Annotated in this window: 12 protein-coding genes and 1 pseudogene; 4 read left to right on the forward strand and 9 right to left on the reverse strand. The window is 64.2% G+C overall.

The window, feature by feature from the left end; all coding sequences use genetic code 11:
• The first annotated feature begins 162 nt into the window (after positions 1 to 162).
• Positions 163 to 1,011: a transporter substrate-binding domain-containing protein gene (locus tag HB777_24990; GenBank protein QND66848.1), complete on the forward strand. Its 849-nt coding sequence runs from the start codon at positions 163 to 165 to the stop codon at positions 1,009 to 1,011.
• 13 nt (positions 1,012 to 1,024) lie between these two features.
• On the opposite strand, the gene HB777_24995 is transcribed toward HB777_24990, so the two are convergent.
• Positions 1,025 to 1,474 (reverse strand): tellurite resistance TerB family protein, encoded by a 450-nt coding sequence (locus HB777_24995; GenBank protein QND66849.1) that lies wholly within the window; start codon positions 1,472 to 1,474, stop codon positions 1,025 to 1,027.
• A gap of 128 nt (positions 1,475 to 1,602) precedes the next feature.
• Here HB777_24995 and HB777_25000 point away from each other — a divergent pair, with 128 nt between their 5' ends.
• The gene (locus HB777_25000; protein QND66850.1) at positions 1,603 to 3,249 is read left to right on the forward strand and encodes a lysine--tRNA ligase; all 1,647 of its coding nucleotides are present in this window, start codon (positions 1,603 to 1,605) and stop codon (positions 3,247 to 3,249) included.
• On the opposite strand, the gene HB777_25005 is transcribed toward HB777_25000, so the two are convergent.
• Together HB777_25005 and HB777_25010 are read right to left on the reverse strand one after the other, a co-directional pair.
• Positions 3,215 to 4,033 (reverse strand): thermonuclease family protein, encoded by an 819-nt coding sequence (locus HB777_25005; GenBank protein QND68899.1) that lies wholly within the window; start codon positions 4,031 to 4,033, stop codon positions 3,215 to 3,217. The two genes, HB777_25000 and HB777_25005, sit on opposite strands and share 35 nt — an antisense overlap.
• A gap of 42 nt (positions 4,034 to 4,075) precedes the next feature.
• A complete protein-coding gene (locus HB777_25010; GenBank protein QND66851.1) occupies positions 4,076 to 4,744 on the reverse strand; it encodes a helix-turn-helix transcriptional regulator in 669 nt (222 codons plus the stop codon).
• Positions 4,745 to 5,045: 301 nt separating this feature from the next.
• Here HB777_25010 and HB777_25015 point away from each other — a divergent pair, with 301 nt between their 5' ends.
• Positions 5,046 to 6,692, forward strand: a complete 1,647-nt coding sequence (locus HB777_25015) for a hypothetical protein (protein QND66852.1) — start codon at positions 5,046 to 5,048, stop codon at positions 6,690 to 6,692.
• Positions 6,693 to 6,720: 28 nt separating this feature from the next.
• Here the strand turns inward: HB777_25015 and HB777_25020 are convergent.
• From HB777_25020 to HB777_25045, 6 genes and pseudogenes are all read right to left on the reverse strand, one after another.
• Positions 6,721 to 6,819, reverse strand: a pseudogene (locus HB777_25020) (thioesterase).
• A 48-nt stretch (positions 6,820 to 6,867) separates the two neighbouring features.
• Entirely contained in the window at positions 6,868 to 9,087 is a 2,220-nt protein-coding gene (locus tag HB777_25025) for a 3-hydroxyacyl-CoA dehydrogenase (protein QND66853.1), read from the reverse strand.
• 14 nt (positions 9,088 to 9,101) lie between these two features.
• Positions 9,102 to 10,310 carry an acetyl-CoA C-acetyltransferase gene (locus tag HB777_25030; GenBank protein QND66854.1) on the reverse strand — a complete coding sequence of 403 codons (1,209 nt, stop codon included), beginning with the start codon at positions 10,308 to 10,310 and terminating at the stop codon, positions 9,102 to 9,104.
• Positions 10,311 to 10,394: 84 nt separating this feature from the next.
• Positions 10,395 to 11,501, reverse strand: coding sequence for an acyl-CoA dehydrogenase (locus HB777_25035; protein QND68900.1), 1,107 nt, complete (start codon positions 11,499 to 11,501; stop codon positions 10,395 to 10,397).
• Between the two features lie 112 nt (positions 11,502 to 11,613).
• Positions 11,614 to 13,425, reverse strand: a complete 1,812-nt coding sequence (locus tag HB777_25040; GenBank protein QND66855.1) for an acyl-CoA dehydrogenase — start codon at positions 13,423 to 13,425, stop codon at positions 11,614 to 11,616.
• A 308-nt stretch (positions 13,426 to 13,733) separates the two neighbouring features.
• Entirely contained in the window at positions 13,734 to 14,198 is a 465-nt protein-coding gene (locus tag HB777_25045; GenBank protein ID QND66856.1) for a MerR family DNA-binding transcriptional regulator, read from the reverse strand.
• Between the two features lie 450 nt (positions 14,199 to 14,648).
• Between HB777_25045 and HB777_25050 the strand changes: the two genes are divergently transcribed.
• Positions 14,649 to 18,653: a peptidoglycan-binding protein gene (locus HB777_25050; GenBank protein QND66857.1), complete on the forward strand. Its 4,005-nt coding sequence runs from the start codon at positions 14,649 to 14,651 to the stop codon at positions 18,651 to 18,653.
• Positions 18,654 to 18,700: the final 47 nt, after the last annotated feature.

The following is an 18,700-nucleotide window of genomic DNA, read 5'->3' on the forward strand; positions in this document are numbered from 1 at the left end:
TTCTGTGGTTCCGACCTTGATCCTCTCACCAAGGCGGCCAAGGCTGATTTGCAAACCGGCTAAATCATATCCTGAAATCGGCGTGTTGAAATCAAAAACCATTGTGCCTGTACCATTTTCGTACCAAAACCGGTGCGAGCACGAGCGTGGCGGAGTTTTATCTTGGCGTTCCAGTGGAGGTCCTTCGCCCTTGCGATGCTGATCGGTTTGCTGTCGTTCGCCGATGGCGCGCGCGCCGCGGCGCCTCAGGTTCCGGTTCTGTGGGATGCCAAGGAGCGGCTGCCCAAGCCGGACCTTTCGGCGCTGCCCCGGCTGAGATTCCTGACCACCACGGACTTCCCACCCTTCAATTTCCTCGACGGCTCGGGAAAGCTGTCCGGCCTCCACATCGATCTGGCACGCGCCATCTGCGCCGAGCTTGGCATCGTCGAAAAGTGCCAGATCCAGGCCTTGCCCTGGAGCGAGCTGGAGGGCGCACTGCAGAAAGGCGAAGGCGAGGCGATCATCGCCGGCATCGCCGCAACGCCGGAATCGCGCGCGACCTATGCCTTCTCGCGCCCCTATCTGCAGTTTCCGGCACGCTTCATCATGCCGAAGAGCAAGGCGCTGACCGAACCCGTCTTTGACAAATTGCACGGCAAGCGCGTCGGCGTCATATCCGGCTCAGCGCATGAGCGCATGCTGCGCGACTATTTCAACACGGTTCAGGTCGTCACTTTCGACAGACCGGAAGACCTTTACAACGATCTCAAGGCCGGCAAGGTCGACGCGGCCTTCGGCGACGGCATGCGCCTGGCCTTCTGGCTGGGCGGCTCGGATGCCGCGGGCTGCTGCCGCTTTGCCGGCGGGCCCTATCTGGCGCCCGAGTATCTGGGCACGGGCATGGCCATCGCCACCAAAGCGGACAATCCAGCGCTGGCCGCCGCGATGGACTACGCCTTGCAGGAGATTTCGATGAAAGGCACGTTCGCCGAATTCTACCTGCGCTATTTCCCGGTCAGCTTTTTCTAGACGCTGCTGATATTCAGGTCAGCGTGCGCAGCCGCGCCTTGGCGGCACGGCCTATTGCCGCGACCGTCAGCGTGTCGAGATCGAGCTGACGCCGGATCAGCTGCAGCACCCGCACCTCTTCCATGCGCATTTCGAGATCGACGGCGGCAACCTCGAAGGCGGCGGCATAGGCGGTATCGCGCAAGCGCTCGGGCAAGACCTCGGCGACTTCGGCCAGCACGCCTTCCAGCCCGTCCTTTTCGTGCAGGCGCTTCTGGCAGGCCTGGGCGACGCCGACCAGCCTGTCGTGGTTGAAGTCCTCGAACACCGGCCAGGAGCGGACGACATCGCCGATCCGCGCCAGTTCGACATCGGTCATGTCGCGATCCGAGGCCGAGGTGATGACCATCAGGTAGATCAGGGCTTCATGCGGTGTCGGCAATTTTTTCTCCTTAAACCGGGCTTCGAAGGTAGGAACGCCCAATCCGCACCGCAAGGAAAAAGCGCCGCACGCGTTGACGCTCCGGCGATGCACGCCTAGAGACCGGTTGAAAAACCTCTGCTCCGGCCCGCCTTCGAATGGGCCGGCGAATGATTTGGAAAACAGTGAACATGGCGGGATCAAACATCATCGATCTCAATCCCGAGCTGCTGGCGGCCGCGGCCGAGAGCAAGGCGTGGCCATTCGAAGAAGCCAAAAAGATCATCGAGCGCTACAAAGGCGCCGACTTTCCGCAGACAATCCTGTTCGAGACCGGCTACGGACCGTCCGGCCTGCCGCATATCGGCACGTTCGGCGAGGTGGCGCGCACGTCTATGGTGCGCCATGCCTTCCGCGTCCTGACGCAGGACAAGGTTGCGACCAAGCTGCTGTGCTTTTCCGACGATATGGACGGCATGCGCAAGATACCCGACAACGTGCCGGATCGCGCCGCACTCGAGCAGCATTTGCACAAGCCGCTGTCCTCGGTCCCCAATCCGTTCGGCGACGACTATGCCAGCTTCGCCGACCACAACAATGCGATGCTGTGCCGCTTCCTCGACACGTTCGGCTTCGACTACGAGTTCGCCAGCGCGACGCAATACTACAGGTCCGGCCGTTTCGACGCGATGCTCAAGCGCGCCGCCGAGCGCTACGACCAGATCATGGCGGTGATGCTGCCGACGCTCGGCCCGGAGCGGCAGGCGACCTACAGCCCGTTCCTGCCGATTTCGCCGAAGAGTGGCCGCGTGCTTTACGTGCCGATGAAGCATGTCGACGCCGAGGCCGGCACCATCACCTTCGACGACGAGGGCACCGAGACCACGCTTTCGATCACCGGCGGCCGCGTGAAGCTGCAGTGGAAGCCGGATTTCGGCATGCGCTGGGCAGCCCTTGGCGTCGATTTCGAAATGTTCGGCAAGGACCACCAGACCAATGCGGTGGTCTACGACCGCATCTGCAACATTCTGGGCGGCCGGGCGCCGGAGCATTTCGTCTACGAACTGTTCCTCGACGAGAACGGCCAGAAGATCTCGAAGTCGAAGGGGAACGGGCTGACCATCGACGAGTGGCTGACCTATGCGCCGACCGAAAGCCTCGGGCTCTACATGTACCAGCGCCCGCGGCAGGCCAAGAAGCTGTATTTCGACGTCATCCCGCGGGCTGTGGACGAATACTATACCTTCCTCGCCGCGTATCCCCGGCAGGACTGGAAGGAACGGCTGGGCAACCCGGTCTGGCATATGCATGACGGCAACCCGCCGGCCATCGACATGCCGGTGCCGTTCTCTCTGCTGCTCAATCTGGTCAGCGCTTCCAACGCGCAGAACAAGGATGTGCTGTGGGGCTTCATCTCACGCCACACGCAAGGGGTGACGCCAAAGACGCATCCCGAGCTCGACCAGTTGGTCGGCCATGCGATCCGCTATTTCGACGATTTCGTGAAGCCGACGAAAACCTTCCGCCCGGCCGACGAGGTCGAGCGCGAGGCGCTGCAAGCCCTCGACAAGGCGCTTGGCGAATTGCCGGCAGGCGCCAATGGCGAAGCGATCCAGAACGCCTCGCTCAACGTCGCACGCAAGATCGAACGCTATCAGGATCATTCCAAGCAGAGTCCGGAGGGTGGCCCCGGCGTCTCGGGCGCCTTCTTCCAGATGATCTATCAGGTGCTGATCGGCCAGGAGCGCGGCCCACGCTTCGGTTCGTTCGCAGCGCTCTACGGCATTGCCGAGACGCGGGCGCTCATTGAGCGGGCACTGGCTGGTCAGCTGGCTTGAGCACGCCGTCGACCTCTTCCAGGATCGAACTCGGCGCCTGAGGCGCCGGGCTCGGCGCGGCCGGCATTGCCGGCAGGCCGGACAGATCGGGCGCCGATCCGAAAATGCCCTTCTTGGCCGTGCGCGCCTTGTCGCCGGCCTCGACATAGGGCCCGCCCTTGGCGGCGCGCGCCCAGCCGTTTTCGACCAGCCATTGACCGATATCCTGCTTGCCGATCCGGCATTCGGCGGCGATCAGGTCGCGGCCGCCATCGGGCGGCACGGTGCAGACCACCGCGCGGCCGCGCAGGAAGGCGCGGAACGCCGTCCGCGCCCGGACGCCGCATGGCCAGGTTTTACCGTCCTCGCCGCAGGTCTCGTCCTGCCTGACGATGTCGATGCCGGAAACCGCGACCGAGTAGCCCTTTGCCTCGATCAGCCCGGCGGCCGGCGCAACCGGCTGGAACAGCTTTGTGCCATTCCAGTCATCAGGCATTTTCGGCTTGGGCGGCACGGCCAGCGCAAGCTTGCTCAATGGCTCGCGCGGCTCGACCCGTTCAAGCCCCTCGGCGGGCAGTTCCGGTGGGGCGACAATTTCGGGATCGATCGCCCTCGAATGTGACGCCGGCTGTGGCGGCTGTGGAGCTGCTATGGCCGATGTGGCCGGCTCTTCAGGGGCCGTATCGGCGCCTTGCTGCGCGATCGTATCGGCGCCCGGATCAAGCTGATCCACCGTGACGACGCTGTCGCTTCCTTTCAGCGTGCGACCGCCAGTGACGACCATGGCCGCCATCACCGGGACCATCAGAACAGACAGGGCAATAGGAAGGAGCCGCACCAGCCGAACCTACTGGCTTGCCCAGACAATCCGCGCCACCCATTCGACATCGCGCATGGGAATATCGCGGTCGGGATGATCGGGATTGAGCGAGACCAGCGCAATCGACTTGACGGTCTGGCGCTCGAGCACCTTGGCCATCACCTCGCCGGCAGTGGTCTTGACGACGACGCGATCGCCCTTGCGGGTGATGGCGCCCGGTTCGACGATGAGGACATCGCCATTGCGGTAGAGCGGCAGCATGGAATCGCCCTGCACCTGCAGCGCATAGGAACTCTCGGTCGATTGCGCCGGCAGTTCGACCAGATCCCAGCCCTGCCCGGCCGGAAAGCCGGCATCGTCGAAGAAGCCGCCGGCGCCGGCCTGGGCAAAGCCGAGCAACGGCACGGAACTTCTGCGGGCGACCGAAGCGGCATGACTGGTCGAAGCACCATTGCCGATCCCGGGCCGGCCCTCGATCAGACCGGTGAATTCGTCGAGCGAAGCGCCCGTCGCCTCGATGATCTTGGCCAGCGATTCGGTCGAGGGCCAGCGCGGCCGGCCATCCGACGACAAGCGCTTCGACTTGTTGAAGGCGGTGGAATCGAGCCCCGCGCGCTTGGCCAGACCCGAGGCCGAAAGCGAATAGCGCTCGGCAAGAGCATCGATGGCGGCCCAGACTCGGTCATGCGAGAGCACGTCTTGCTCTCCTTCAAACAGGAAAAAATGCCTCTAAGCTGTCTAGCGCGCGACCCGCGGATTGTCTACCGCCGACAACCTTGCCGGACAGAAAGTGATCCAAGCACACAGCTGTGACCGCGCCGATGACTTTATCTCCGGATTGACCTTGGCCTGCGAACGACACTATGGTCCACCCGCGGTGCAAGCCGCATCCGGGTCCGCGGGAAGGGTTGAACCCACTTGCATCGATGAGCTGACAACCAAACCTTTGTGCAGCCGGATTTGCGGACCTTCGGCGAAGAAACGCACGGAGGTTTTCATGAAACAACTCCCCAACCGTCCCGATCTCGACCTGTTGAAGAAGCAGGCCAAAGAATTGTTCGCGGCCTACAGGCGCGGCGAGCCGGATGCGCTTGCGCGTTTTCGTGACGCGTTGCCGTTGGCAGCGGGCAAAGATGATCACGCGATTCGCGCGCTCGACCTGCGCCTGCACGACGCCCAGTCCTGCCTGGCGCGCGAATATGGCTTCCCGTCGTGGCGTGACCTGAGCAGCTTCGTCGACGCCCGGCGCGCCTACGGTGCCGACCGTGTGCGCTCGATCAGCAACTGGGCAAGCCTCGTCTATGCCGGCGACATCAGCGGCAGCGGCAATCGGGCGAGCCCCGCTGCCGCTGCCCGCATGATCGCGGACCACCCGGCACTGATCCACGGCGATGCCTATCTCGCCTGCGCCATTGGCGATGAGGCTTTGCTGCGCGAGGCCATCACGAGCGACGCCGGCTGGATCAACCGCCCGGGCGGCCCGCTCAGCCTGCCACCGCTGGTCGCCGTCACCCATTCGAGCCTTGTGTGGCTGCCGCGCTTTCGCGATGCTCTCCACGCCGCGGCCAAATTGCTGTTGGAGGCCGGCGCCGATCCCAACCAGGCGGTCGGCAGCCGCTGGCCGCCGGCATCGCTGGAAAAGCCTTCGGACGAATATCCGCTCTCGGCGCTTTATGGCGCGGCCGGCCAGAACCACGATCCGGTGATGACGAAGCTGCTGCTCGACGCCGGCGCCAATCCCAATGACGGCGAGTCGCTCTACCACTCGCTCGAGAACCCGGCCTGCACGCGGCTTCTGCTCGATGCCGGAGCGCGTGTCACCGGTTCCAATGCACTTTACCGGGTTCTCGATCTCGACAGCCTGGAGGTGTTGAAACTGCTGCTCGCCGCGCCGGATGCCAGCCCCAACGAACCGGCCGGCAGCCAGCCAACCTCCGATTGGGGCAGTCCGCTGTTGTGGGCAATCCGGCGGCGGCGCTCGCCGGCGCATATCGAAGCGCTGCTTGCGGCCGGCGCCGATGCCTCCATGCGAACGCCCGAGGGCTTGAGCGCCTACCAGGTCGCCCTGCGCTTTGGCCTGCCGGACGTCGCCGCGCTGCTGCGGCAACCGGCAGACGACGACCCGCTTCCCGACGAGGAGCGGTTCGTCGCGGCCTGCGCGGCAGGCGACGAGGCGACGGCCCGTGAGATCAAGGCCCGCCGGCCCGATCTGCCTGGCTCGCTATCGGGCCAGCAGTTACGGTTGCTGCCCGAGCTTGTCGCGCAGGGTTGTGGCGACGCGGTGAAGACAATGGTCCGGATGGGTTGGCCGATCGCCATGCGCGGCGGCGACTGGGATGCCTCGGCGTTGAACCACGCTGTCTTCCGCGGCGATGTCGACCTCACGCGCTTCCTGCTCGACCACGGCGCCGACTGGCGCGAGCCGCACGGTTTCGGCGGCAATGTGCTTGGAACACTCGGATGGGGGTCGGTCAACGAGCCCGAACCCGACGGCGACTGGCTGGGTTGCGCCGAAGTGCTGGTCGCGCACGGGATGCCGACCGGGCGCCGAGACCCCGAGGGCACGCGTTATGTCGTCTTCGACGGCCGCAAGATGAGCTTCTCGGACGAAGTGACCGACTTCCTGATTGCGGCCTCGGCCTGACAGGCCAACGCGAAATTGTTTTGCGCGATCAGGCTCGCTTGGCCTGCTCGCGCAGATTCCCGTGCGAGAGCATGAACGGCCGCTCGGCTTCGGTCGGCGGGCGTGGCCGGGCCGAGCGGCCAAGTGCCGTGGCCAGCATGCGCGCCATGCGTGCCCAGACATACATAACCTAGCGTCAGGCTGCCTGCTTCACGTCGCCCTTGGCGTAGGGATCGAAGCGCTGGTAGAAGCTCTCGCCCTTCTCGGCCATGTCGAGCAGCAGCTTGGGCGCCTTGAACTCGGCGCCGTATTTCTTCTGCAGGTTCTTGGCGATCTTGACGAAAGTCTTGGCGCCGATGCCGTCGATGTAGGACAGCGTACCACCGGTGTAGGGGGCGAAACCGAAGGCCAGGATCGAGCCGACATCTGCCTCGCGCGGGTCGGTGACGATGCCCTCTTCCATCACCCGGGCCGCTTCCAGCGCGATGGTGACCAGCAGCCGCTGCTGCAATTCCTCATAATCGACCTTCTCGGGCGCAAGCTGCGGATAGAGATCCTTGAGGCCCGGCCACAGCTTCTTCTTGGCGGGCTTGGCCGGATAATCGTAGAAACCCTTGCCGTTCTTGCGGCCAAAGCGGCCGTGATCGTCGACCATGGCGTTGATCAGCGCCATCTGCTTGGGATCGACCGCCTTGTCGCCCAAATCCCTGATGGTCTGCTTCATGATCTTCTGGGCAAGGTCGATGGCCGTCTCGTCGGTCAGCGCCAGGGGGCCGACCGGCATGCCGGCGGCTTTCGCGGCATTCTCGATCATCGGCGCCGGGACGCCTTCGATCAGCATCTTGTAGGCTTCCGACATATAGCGCAGCACGCAGCGGTTGACGTAGAAGCCGCGCGTGTCGTTGACGACGATCGGCGTCTTCTTGATGGCGCGGACGAAGTCGATCGCCGTGGCCAGCGCCTTGTCGCCGGTCTTCTTGCCCAAAATGATCTCGACCAGCATCATCTTGTCGACAGGCGAGAAGAAGTGAATGCCGATAAAATTCTTCGGCCGCGCCGAATTCTTCGCCAGGCCGGTGATCGGGATGGTCGAGGTGTTCGACGCGAAGATCGCCGATGGCTTCAGCACGGCTTCCGCCTGTTCGGTGGCGCTCTTCTTGACGGCCGAATCCTCGAACACCGCCTCGACCACCAGATCGCAGCCGGCTAGGTGGGCGTAGTCGGCTGTCGGCGTGATCAGCGACAGCAGTTTGTCCTTGTCCTCCGGCTTGGCGCGGCCCTTCTTCACCTGATCCGAGATCAGGCTGTCGGAATGTGCCTTGCCCTTGGTCGCCGACTCCAGATCACGGTCGAGCAGCACCACCGGGATGCCGGCCTTGGCGGTGACATAGGCGATGCCGGCGCCCATGAAGCCGGCGCCGAGAATGCCGATCTTCTTGAACTTGGTTTCGGGCACGCCGGCGGGACGGCGGGCGCCCTTGTTCAGTTCCTGCAAAGACACGAACAGCGAGCGGATCATCGCCGCCGCTTCCTTGGTCTGCATGATCTCGGTGAAGTAGCGCTGCTCGATGCGCAAGGCGGTGTCGAACGGCACCAGCAGGCCTTCATAGACGCATTTCAGGATCGCCGCGGCAGCCGGATAGTTGCCATAGGTCTCGCGACGCAGGATGGCGATGGCCGGCGGCCACAGATTGAAGCCGGCAGGCGAATAGATCTGGCCGCCGGGCAGCTTGAAACCCTTCTCGTCCCACGGCGCCACCGGCTTCAGGCCGTTCCTGATCATCGCCTTGGCGGCCTCGACCAGCCTGGCCGGCTCGGCGATCTCATGGATCAGGCCCATCGACTTGGCCTTCTGCGGCGACAATGTCTGGCCGGAGGTCAGCATCTGCAAAGCCTGCTGCTGATCGGTCAGCCGCGGCACGCGCTGGGTGCCACCGGCACCCGGAAAGATGCCGATCTTCACCTCGGGAAGCGCCATCTTGACCTTGTCGCTGTCGGCCGCAATACGGCCGTGGCAGGCCAGCGACAATTCGAAGGCGCCGCCCATGCAGGTGCCGTTGATCGCCGACACCCACGGCTTGCCGCAAGTTTCCAGCTTGCGGAACAGGCCGGTCATCATGCCGGCATTGTCGAACAGCGCCTTGGTCGCCTTTTCGGCGTCCTTGCCCTTTTCCGCAGCGAAGGTCGTCAGCATCTTCTGCAGCAAAGTGATGTCGGCGCCACCGGAGAAGGTGTCCTTGCCGGAGGTGATCACCGCGCCCTTGATGGCGGCGTCAGCAGCCACATGATCGACGATGGCGTTCAGCTCCCGCATCGCCTCTTCGGTGAAGACGTTCATCGAACGGCCCGGCATGTCCCAGGTGACCAGCGCAATGCCGTCGGCGTCGATGTCGAGGGTGAAGTTGGTGTAGCTCATCGTTTCTCTCCCCGTCAGACGCGTTCGATGATGGTTGCGGTGCCCATGCCGGCGCCGATGCACAGCGTCACCAAGGCGGTGTTCAGATCGCGGCGCTCGAGCTCGTCCAGCACCGTGCCGAAGATCATCGCGCCGGTAGCGCCGAGCGGATGGCCCATGGCGATGGCACCGCCATTGACGTTGATCTTGTCATGCGGAATATCGAAGGCCTGCATGTAGCGCAGCACCACCGAAGCGAAGGCTTCGTTGAGCTCGAACAGGTCGATGTCGGAGAGCTTCATCTTGGCACGCTTCAACAGCTTCTCGGTGACGTCGACCGGACCGGTCAGCATCAGCACCGGCTCGGAGCCGATGTTGGCGAAGGTGCGGATGCGAGCGCGCGGCTTCAGCCCCATCGCCTTGCCGGCCTTCTTCGAGCCGAGCAGCACGGCTGCCGCGCCATCGACGATACCGGACGAATTGCCGGCATGGTGGACGTGATTGACCTCTTCCACCTCGGGGTGCTTCTGCACGGCAACCGCATCGAAGCCGCCCATTTCGCCAGGCATGACGAAGGACGGGTTGAGCGAGGCAAGCGACTGCATGTCGGTCGACGGGCGCATATGCTCGTCATGGTCGAGGATGGTCAGGCCGTTCTGGTCCTTGATCGGAATGACGGACCTCTTGAAGCGGCCGTCGGCCCAGGATTTTGCCGCACGCTTCTGGCTCTCGACCGCATAGGCGTCGACGTCGTCGCGCGAGAAGCCATATTTGGTGGCGATCAGGTCGGCCGAGATGCCTTGCGGCACGAACCAGCCGGGCAGGCCGACCGAAGGATCCATGAACCAGGCACCGCCGGAGGCGCCCATGCCGACGCGCGACATCGATTCGACGCCGCCGGCGATGACGATCTCATCGGCGCCCTGCGCGATCTTGGCGGCGCCGAAATTGATGGCATCGAGCCCGGAAGCGCAGAAGCGCGAGATCTGCATGCCGGGCGCCCTGGTGTCGTAGCCGGCCTCGAAGGCGGCGGCGCGCGGAATGACCGAACCCGCCTCGCCGACCGGATCGACGCAGCCGAAGATGATGTCATCGACAGTGCCGGTGTCGAGCCCATTGCGGTCGCGCAGCGCCTCGAGCGTCTTGGCGGCAAGCCGCACCGCCGGCACCTCGTGCAGCGATCCGTCCTTCTTGCCCTTGCCGCGCGGCGTGCGCACGGCGTCATAGACATAAGCTTCAGCCATTTTCTTGCTCCCTGGTTTATCGGACCGCTTTGGACTGATGCATGTCGATCCCCCAAAACCGGGACCACTTTTGAGCGACATGCATTAGAGCGAGCGTCCGATCAGCAATTTCATGATCTCGTTGGTGCCGCCGTAGATGCGCTGGACGCGAGCGTCGCGGAACATGCGGGCGATCGGATATTCATTCATGTAGCCATAGCCCCCATGCAATTGAAGGCATTCGTCGACGACTTTTCCCTGCAGGTCGCTGAGCCAGTATTTGGCCATCGACGCGGTCACAGGATCGAGGCCGCCGGCGATGTGGCGAGAAACGCAATCATTGTAGAAGACGCGGCCGATGGTGGCCTCGGTCTTGAGTTCGGCCAACTTGAACTGCGTGTTCTGGAAATCGATGATCGCCTTGCCGAACGCCTTACGCTCCTTGACGTAGTCGATGGTCAGCGCCAGCGCCCGCTCGATCATGGCGATGGCGCCGGTGCCGATCTGCAGCCGCTCCTGCGGCAATTGCTGCATCAGCTGGACGAAACCCTGCCCTTCCTCGTGGCCGAGCAGGTTGGAGGTCGGCACGCGCATGTCGTTGAAGAACAGTTCCGACGTGTCGTTAGCCTTGAGCCCGATCTTGTCGAGGTTACGGCCGCGCTGAAAACCTTCGACCTCGTCGGTCTCGACGACGATCAGCGAGGTGCCCTTGGCGCCCTTCTCCGGATCGGTCTTGGTGACGACGATGATGAAGTTCGCAAGCTGGCCGTTGGTGATGAAGGTCTTGGAGCCGTTGATCTTGTACTGGTTGCCATCCTTCTGCGCCCGCGTCTTGACGCCTTGCAGGTCGGAGCCGGCGCCAGGCTCGGTCATGGCGATGGCGCCGATCAGTTCGCCGGTCGCCAGCTTCGGCAGCCATTTCTTCTTCTGCTCCTCGGAGCCGTAGTGGAGGATGTAGGGCGCGACGATCGAATTGTGCAGGCCGATGCCGAAACCGTCGACGCCGACATGGCCGATCGCCTCGATGATGGCGCTCTCATGCGCGAAGGTGCCGCCCGAGCCGCCATATTCTTCCGGCATCGAAGCGCAGAGCAGGCCGGCGGAACCGGCCTTCAGCCAGCTCTCGCGGTCGACCATCTCGTTCTTCTCGAACTCGTCGTAGCGCGGCGCGATCTCCTCCGACATGAAGCGATGCGCCATGTCGTAGAGCATGCCGACCTCGTCCCCCGCCCAGGCGGGCTTGGGCAAAGAGAGCACTTCGGCTGGATTTGTCGCCACGATTTCCTCCGCGTATCGACAGACAAAAAGGCTAGCGAGGTCGAGCTTAGAACGCTTCCGCCGGCAGTGCCATCAATGTGTCGGCGCCGCTCGAAATGCGGGCGAGATGAGCTGACGTCTCCGGCATGATCCGCTCCATGAAGAAGCGTCCCGTCACGACCTTGTTGTCGTAGAAGGCCACGTTGTTTTCATGGGAAGATTGGGCGCCATTGGCGTCCGTCTTGCCAAGTGCCGCCTTGGCCATCTGCGCCCACATGTAGCCCAGCGCGACCAGGCCGAAGAGATGCATGAAGTCGGTGGAGGCGGCGCCGGCATTGTCGGGCTTGGCCATGCCGTTCTGCACCAGCCACATGGTGGCGGCCTGCAAATCGTTGAGGCCTTTCTTCAGAGCCTTGGTGAACGGCGCCATCTTCTCGTCGGCGCGGTTCTCTTCGCAGAACTCACCGACTTCCTTGAAGAAGGCCTGCACGGCGCGGCCGCCATTCAGGCCGAGCTTGCGGCCAACGAGATCGAGCGCCTGGATGCCGTTGGCGCCCTCATAGATCATGGCGATGCGGGCATCGCGCACGAACTGGCTCATGCCGTGCTCTTCGATGTAGCCGTGACCGCCGAACACCTGCTGCGCCATGACGGCGTGGTCGAACCCCTTGTCGGTGAGCACGCCCTTGACCACCGGCGTCATCAGGCCGGTGTAGTCGTCGGCGGCCTGGCGGTCCTTGTCGTCACCGGAGCGGTGGGCGATGTCGGACTTGATCGCCGTCCACAGCGCCAGCGCGCGGCCGGCCTCGTTGAAGGCTTTCATGGTCATCAGGCTGCGACGGATGTCGGGATGGACGATGATCGGGTCGGCCTTCTTGTCCGGCGCCTTCGGCCCCGACAATGAACGGCCCTGCAAACGGTCCTTGGCGTAGGCGACGGCGTTCTGGTAGGCGATCTCCGACTGCGAAAGCCCTTGCAGGCCAACGCCAAGGCGCGCTTCGTTCATCATCGTGAACATGGCCTTGAGGCCGCCATTGGCCTCGCCGAGCAACGTGCCCTCGGCCTCGTCATAGTTCATGACGCAGGTCGAATTGCCATGGATGCCCATCTTCTCCTCGATCGAGCCGCAGGAGACGGTGTTCCTGGCGCCCGGATTGCCCGATGCGTCGAGCATGAGCTTCGGCACGATGAACAGCGAGATGCCCTTGACGCCTTCCGGCGCGCCCTCGATGCGGGCCAGCACCAGATGGACGATGTTGTCCGACATGTCGTGTTCGCCGGCCGAGATGAAGATCTTCTGGCCTGAAATCTTGTAGGTGCCATCGCCGTTCGGCACCGCCTTGGTGCGCAGCAGGCCGAGATCGGTGCCGCAATGCGGCTCGGTCAGGTTCATGGTGCCGGTCCAGGCGCCTTCGATCATCCTGGGCAGCCATTTGGCCTTCTGCTCGTCGGTGCCGTGGGTGATGATCGCCGCGATCGCACCTTGCGTCAGGCCCGGATACATCATCAGCGACATGTTGGCCGAGACCATGTATTCGGCGACGGCGGTGTGCACGGCATAGGGCAGGCCCTGGCCGCCGAACTCGACCGGTGCGGCCAATCCCATCCAGCCGCCCTCGCGATACTGGTCGAAGGCCTCCTTGAAGCCTTTCGGCGTCGTCACCGAGCCATCGTCATGACGCACGCAGCCTTCCATGTCGCCGACACGGTTCAGCGGATGCATGACGTTTTCGGCGAGCTTGGCGCCTTCGGCGAGGATCGCCTCGAGCACATCGGGCGTGGCGTCGGAAAATCCGGGAAGGTTCGAATAGCGCTGATAACCCAGCACCTCGTTGAGCACGAACAGCGTGTCCTGGACCGGAGCCCTGTATGTCGGCATGCTTTTTCTCCACCCTGCAAACCCGGTCCGAATGCCCCGAAGACAAGCCAGGGGCGGCATGCGGACCCATGTTGGAAGCGGGATAGCAAAAATTGACGTTTGCGTAAACGTCAATTTTTTCGATGCGACAAGATTTCCCGCCCACTGCGGCAATGAGCGTAGCGGCGCGACGTCGCGCAAGCCAGCGCCGAAAGGCCATATGGGTGGGGCCAGAACAACGAAAAGCCGCGCGGCAGGGCCACGCGGCTTTGATAATCAAACGATCAGCAGATGACTTGGAGCTTGATGCGATCCCGAACGGAATTGCCTTAGCTAGCCGCGCTCGCCTGCGGTGCCGTGCGCTCGGCCAGCATCTGGCGCACCGCCGACATCGAGCCGCTCAGCTCGTTGATGGCGTCGTCGATCAGCGCCCGTTGCTTCTGCAGGCGGGCAAGCTGCTTTTCCGACTTGTCCAGCGCGAGCTTGAGTTGCTTGGTGTTTGAACCGGTCGGATCGTAGAGATCCATCATCTGCTTGACGTCGCGCAGCGAGAACCCGACCTTGCGGCCAAGCAGGATCAGCTTCAGCCGGGCCTTGTCGCGGCGCGTGTAGAGACGGGTCGAACCGTCACGCTGCGGGTTGAGCAGGCCCTTGTCTTCGTAGAAACGCAGCGTGCGCAGCGTCACTCCGTATTTCTTCGCCATCTCGCCGATGCGGACAAGGTCCTCGCCGGCTTCGACAGACATATTGGTATTGGCCGCGGTCTCGCCGGCCGAGATAAGCTTCATGGTCACTGGCTTTCCCCGTCTGGTGGCGTCGCGGTCCTGGACCGTGCGTCGCCTGACTGGAAGCGGGGGCTTGCTTCCAGTCGTGGTTTCAACAAACAAATCGCAAACAGCACGCTCGATGCGCCTTTTACGTTTACGTCAATTCTATACCGATAGCCGCCTCATGACGCAAGGGCGTTCTGCGCGGTGAGCTTTATGCCGCACCGTCAGGCCGGCAGCCAACATCCTTGCAACTTCTTAAGTTTGGTTAACGCGTTGTTTACCACGTTGGGGGAAATGTGGGCACGTCGGCTACCCGTGGTTATCCTGTATCGAATTTTTCACGGTTTTTCGGAGCGCGGGTGAGAACCTGGGAAGCTCGTCTTCCGCCGCGGCATAGCCGCAGGTCGCCTTCGTTCCGACAGGGACTTGGGGGAACTGGCCACGAGCCAGCCATTCTGAAAGACGGACGCACCTATGAACAGCAAGCGGTCCTATCTCGATACTCTCAACGCCGGCAGGCAGCGCAGGCCGCAGACCACGCTCGAGCAGTTGAACCAGTCGCTGGAGACGCTGGAGCAGCGGCTCGAGCGGACGCGCGAGGAACCGATGGCACGTCCAGATCTCCGCCAACCCGATCCCCGCCAATATGGCGCCGATGCGCGCTATCCCGCCGCCCGGCCCGCCGGCCAGCAGCGCTGGTATGAGGATCCGCAGCCGGCGCCGCGCCCGAAGAGCCCGATGCAGGGAGCCACCGCCTACCAGGCCATTGCCCGCGACATCGATCGCGTGCGCGGCCAGGAGGACGGCGTGGCCATGGTCGGCAAGATCGCCGGCGAGTTGCGCGGCATGCGCGAGGAATTGCGCCACCAGATGACATCAGGGCTGCAGCGCGAGTTCGAAGCGCTGCGCAAGGACATCGAGCGGGCTTTCCAGTCGGGCGCCAGGCCCGGCGCTTCGGCCAAGGGCAGCGCCGAACTCGGCCTTGAGTTCGAACGGCTTTCCGGCGCCATCCAGACGCTGGCCGAGAAGAGCGACGACAGAAGCGTCAACATGCTGCGGCTCGAGCTCGAACAGGTCAAAGCCGCGCTCGAGACGCTGGCGCGCGAAGAGAGCGTGCAGAAGGTCGATCGCCGCTGGGACGATTTCGATCGCCGCTGGACGGCTTTCGAGGACCGCGTCGACGCCAACCAGCGCAACCGGCCGGACGACCCGGGCCTGTCTGTCCTGACCGACCGGCTCGAGCAGATCAGCAATGCCGTCAACAATTTGCCGGAATCGCTGTCGCTGCGCTCGCTCGAGGAAAAAGTGCGCACGCTTGCCAGCGCCGTCGATCATTTCGCCAGCCAGCAGGACAATCGCGGCAGCGACACGCTTGGCATGATCGACGAGCGGCTGGACGAGATTTCCCGCGCCATCGTCGCATCGACGGTCGCGGCGCAAGCCAATTCATTCGACCACGAGGCTTTCGAGCGCATCGAGAGGCGGATCGACTCGCTTGCCAGCCAGATCGAGGAAGTGGCGCAGGATCGGCCCGGCAACGCGGTCATGGACCGGCTGGGTACGCTGTCGAGCCGGGTCGACGAGCTCGCCGGCCGCGCCAACCTGCCCGAGCAGGCGATGGAGCGCCTGGCCAAGCAGATCGCACTCATCGCCGACAAGATCGACCAGGCGCCCGCCATGCCCGACGCCGACTACATCTTCCACGGGCTGGAACAGCGCTTCGACGTGCTGTCGGGCATGATGGAACGCCGCCAGGGTGACGCCATCGAACAGGGCAACATGCTGTTCCGCGATCTCGAACGCCGGCTGGACGAGGTTGCCGACAGGCTCGACCAGCGCATGCCGCAGGTCGACAGCGCCGGGATCATGGAAGCCATCGATGCCCGCTTCACCGCTTTGGCCAAGCGCATGGAAACGCGTGTTCCCGATCCCGCGGGCGAAGCGGCGATCCGCGGCCTGGAAAGCCGGCTCGAAGACATTTCAAGCCGGCTGGACGCTTCGGCAGCGCAGGTGGCCGGCATCGATCCGGCGCTGATCCGCAGCCTGGAGGCGCAGGTCGCCGGCCTGTCTGCCCATCTTTCCAAGCCCAGCACGCCGCTGCCGGAATTCGAGGACATCAGCCCGCGTCTCAACGAAATTGAAAAGTCGCTCGCTGGAACCCGCGATTCCATCCTTGGCGCGGCGCGTGAAGCGGCCGAGAACGCAGTGCAATCGCTGGCCGGTTCGAGCGCCAATACGACCGCCGTTTCCGGCCTCGCCCAGGATTTGAAGACGCTTGAAACGCTGACGCGGCGCTCCGACGAGCGCAATTCGAGAACATTCGAGGCCATCCACGACACGTTGCTCAAGATCGTCGACCGGCTGGGTTCGCTCGAACCCGGCGAGCCGGTCGAGGCGATGAGCGAACTACTGGATGCGGCACCGGTCGAGCCGAGCAACTGGCGCGGCGCACGGCGACCCAAGATGGCTGTCGACGCACCGTCGATGGATATCGATCAGCCCCTGCCATTGACTGGGGACATGGCCGATCTCGATGGCCGCGCCGCCGCCATCCTGCGCAATGAGCCGGGTGCTCGCAGCGACCTGGGCGGCCTGGGTATGGGAACGCGCACGCCCGCCGAAGCCGCAGCGGCTGCGGCCATGGCTGCTCTCGGCTCTGACACGATTGTCGAGAAGAACGAACAGGCGGGCGGCCGCAAATCGATGTTCGGCGGCCTGGCCCGCGCCTTCAAGGGCAAGAAGGAGGCGGACATTCCGCCACTGGCCGGCTCGGCGCCGAATGCTCCGATACCGAGCGTCGATCTCGACGAGCCGCTCGATCCGAAAATGGCCAACCGGCCACTGGAGCCCGGCTCCGGCGCACCTGACCTCAATGCAATCATGAAGCGCGTGCGCGACGAGCGCGGCCAGCCGGCCAAGCCCAGCGACACCGATGCCGCGAAATCGGATTTCATCGCCGCGGCCCGGCGCGCGGCGCAGGCCGCGGCCGCCGAGGCCGATGCGCTGAAGCGCCAGTCGACGGTGACCGGACCGGTGAAGGCGCTGCGGATTGGCGACCTGCTCAAGGCACGGCGCAAGCCGATCCTGATGGGGACAACGGCGATCCTGCTGGCGCTGGGCGCCCTACAGCTGGGCAAGGCCTTCTTCGCCGATCCCGCCCAGGTGGCGAGCAACGATGTCGCGCCGATCGTCGCCTCGCAGCCGGTGAAAACCGCCTCATTCGACGCCGCTGGCCAGCCAAAGACAGACATTCAGCTTCCGGCAGCGGAAAGCGCGCCGGAACGTGCCGTCAGACAGGCCGAACCGTCCGACCCGCCAACCAAGGACGATATGGCATCGCAAACCCCGATGGCCACGCCGCCAGGCGCCGAGCCGTCTATCGATGCCGCGCCGCCAGCCCAGCCGGCTCCCGCACCGTTCGCTTCGGCCGCGCCCGCCGATGCGAACGCGATGGCGTCCGACACGACGGCTTCCGCTATGCCCGCCCCGGCTGCTACGCCCTCCGCTGACGCAACCGATGCCGACACCGCTACCCAGCCGATGGCGGCTCAGCCGACCGCCGCCAAGGACACCACGGGCGCGGTTGCGCCAGCGGACGCTTCGCCGGCGGCGGCGACGGCAAAGTTCGACATTCCCGCTGACGCCGGCCCGGTCGCCTTGCGCGATGCCGCCGCCGGCGGTGATGCCAAGGCGCTGTTCGAGATCGGCTCGCGCTATGCCGAGTCGCGCGGCGTCAAGGAAGACATGGCGGCGGCCGCCAAATGGTACGAGAAATCGGCGGAACTCGGCTTCGCGCCCGCCGAATATCGCATCGGCAATTTCTACGAAAAAGGCATCGGCGTCGCGCGCGACATCAAGAAGGCGAAGACCTGGTACCAGCTTTCCGCTGAGCAGGGCAACGCCAGCGGCATGCACAATCTGGCCGTGCTGTTCGCCATGGCCGCGGACGGCGTGACCGACAATGAGTCGGCCGCGCACTGGTTCCAGGCGGCGGCCGATGTCGGCGTCAAGGACAGCCAGTTCAATCTCGGCATCCTCGCCGCCAAGGGCGTCGGCATGAAGCAGAATCTCGAGGAATCCTACAAATGGTTCGCGCTGGTTGCCAAGACCGGCGACAAGGATGCCGCGGCCAAGCGCGACGAAATCGCCAATGCGCTGCGGCCAGAGCAGCTCGAACGCGCCCGCGCCGCGACTGAGCTGTGGAAGGCCAAGCCGCTGGATGCGGCAGCCAATTCGGCCGACATTCCCGAATCCTGGCAGGACGGCGCACCGCAGACGACCGCCAGTATCGACATGAAGAAGGCAGTCCAGAACATCCAGCGCATTCTCAACAAGAACGGCTACGACGCCGGTGGCGCCGACGGCAAGATGGGCCAGAAGACGAAGACCGCGATCATGGCTTTCCAGACCGACAACAAGATGGCGGCGACCGGCGAGGTCGATGAGAAATTGGTCAAGGCGCTGCTGGCGCGCAAATAACGGCAGAGGCGTCGCTTCCACGACGCCCTTGCCACACATTTGCCTGT

Origin of the sequence: Mesorhizobium loti, from assembly GCA_014189435.1 — a bacterium.
Classification (GTDB): domain Bacteria; phylum Pseudomonadota; class Alphaproteobacteria; order Rhizobiales; family Rhizobiaceae; genus Mesorhizobium; species Mesorhizobium loti_G.

Coding starts and splice junctions, on each gene's coding strand:
- HB777_25000 (QND66850.1), top strand. CDS start 1,603: ATGGCGGGATCAAACATCATCGATCTCAATCCCGAGCTGCTGGCGGCC.
- HB777_25005 (QND68899.1), bottom strand. CDS start 4,033: ATGGTCCCGGTGATGGCGGCCATGGTCGTCACTGGCGGTCGCACGCTG.
- HB777_25015 (QND66852.1), top strand. CDS start 5,046: ATGAAACAACTCCCCAACCGTCCCGATCTCGACCTGTTGAAGAAGCAG.
- HB777_25025 (QND66853.1), bottom strand. CDS start 9,087: ATGAGCTACACCAACTTCACCCTCGACATCGACGCCGACGGCATTGCG.
- HB777_25030 (QND66854.1), bottom strand. CDS start 10,310: ATGGCTGAAGCTTATGTCTATGACGCCGTGCGCACGCCGCGCGGCAAG.
- HB777_25035 (QND68900.1), bottom strand. CDS start 11,501: ATGCTCTACGACATGGCGCATCGCTTCATGTCGGAGGAGATCGCGCCG.
- HB777_25040 (QND66855.1), bottom strand. CDS start 13,425: ATGCCGACATACAGGGCTCCGGTCCAGGACACGCTGTTCGTGCTCAAC.
- HB777_25050 (QND66857.1), top strand. CDS start 14,649: ATGAACAGCAAGCGGTCCTATCTCGATACTCTCAACGCCGGCAGGCAG.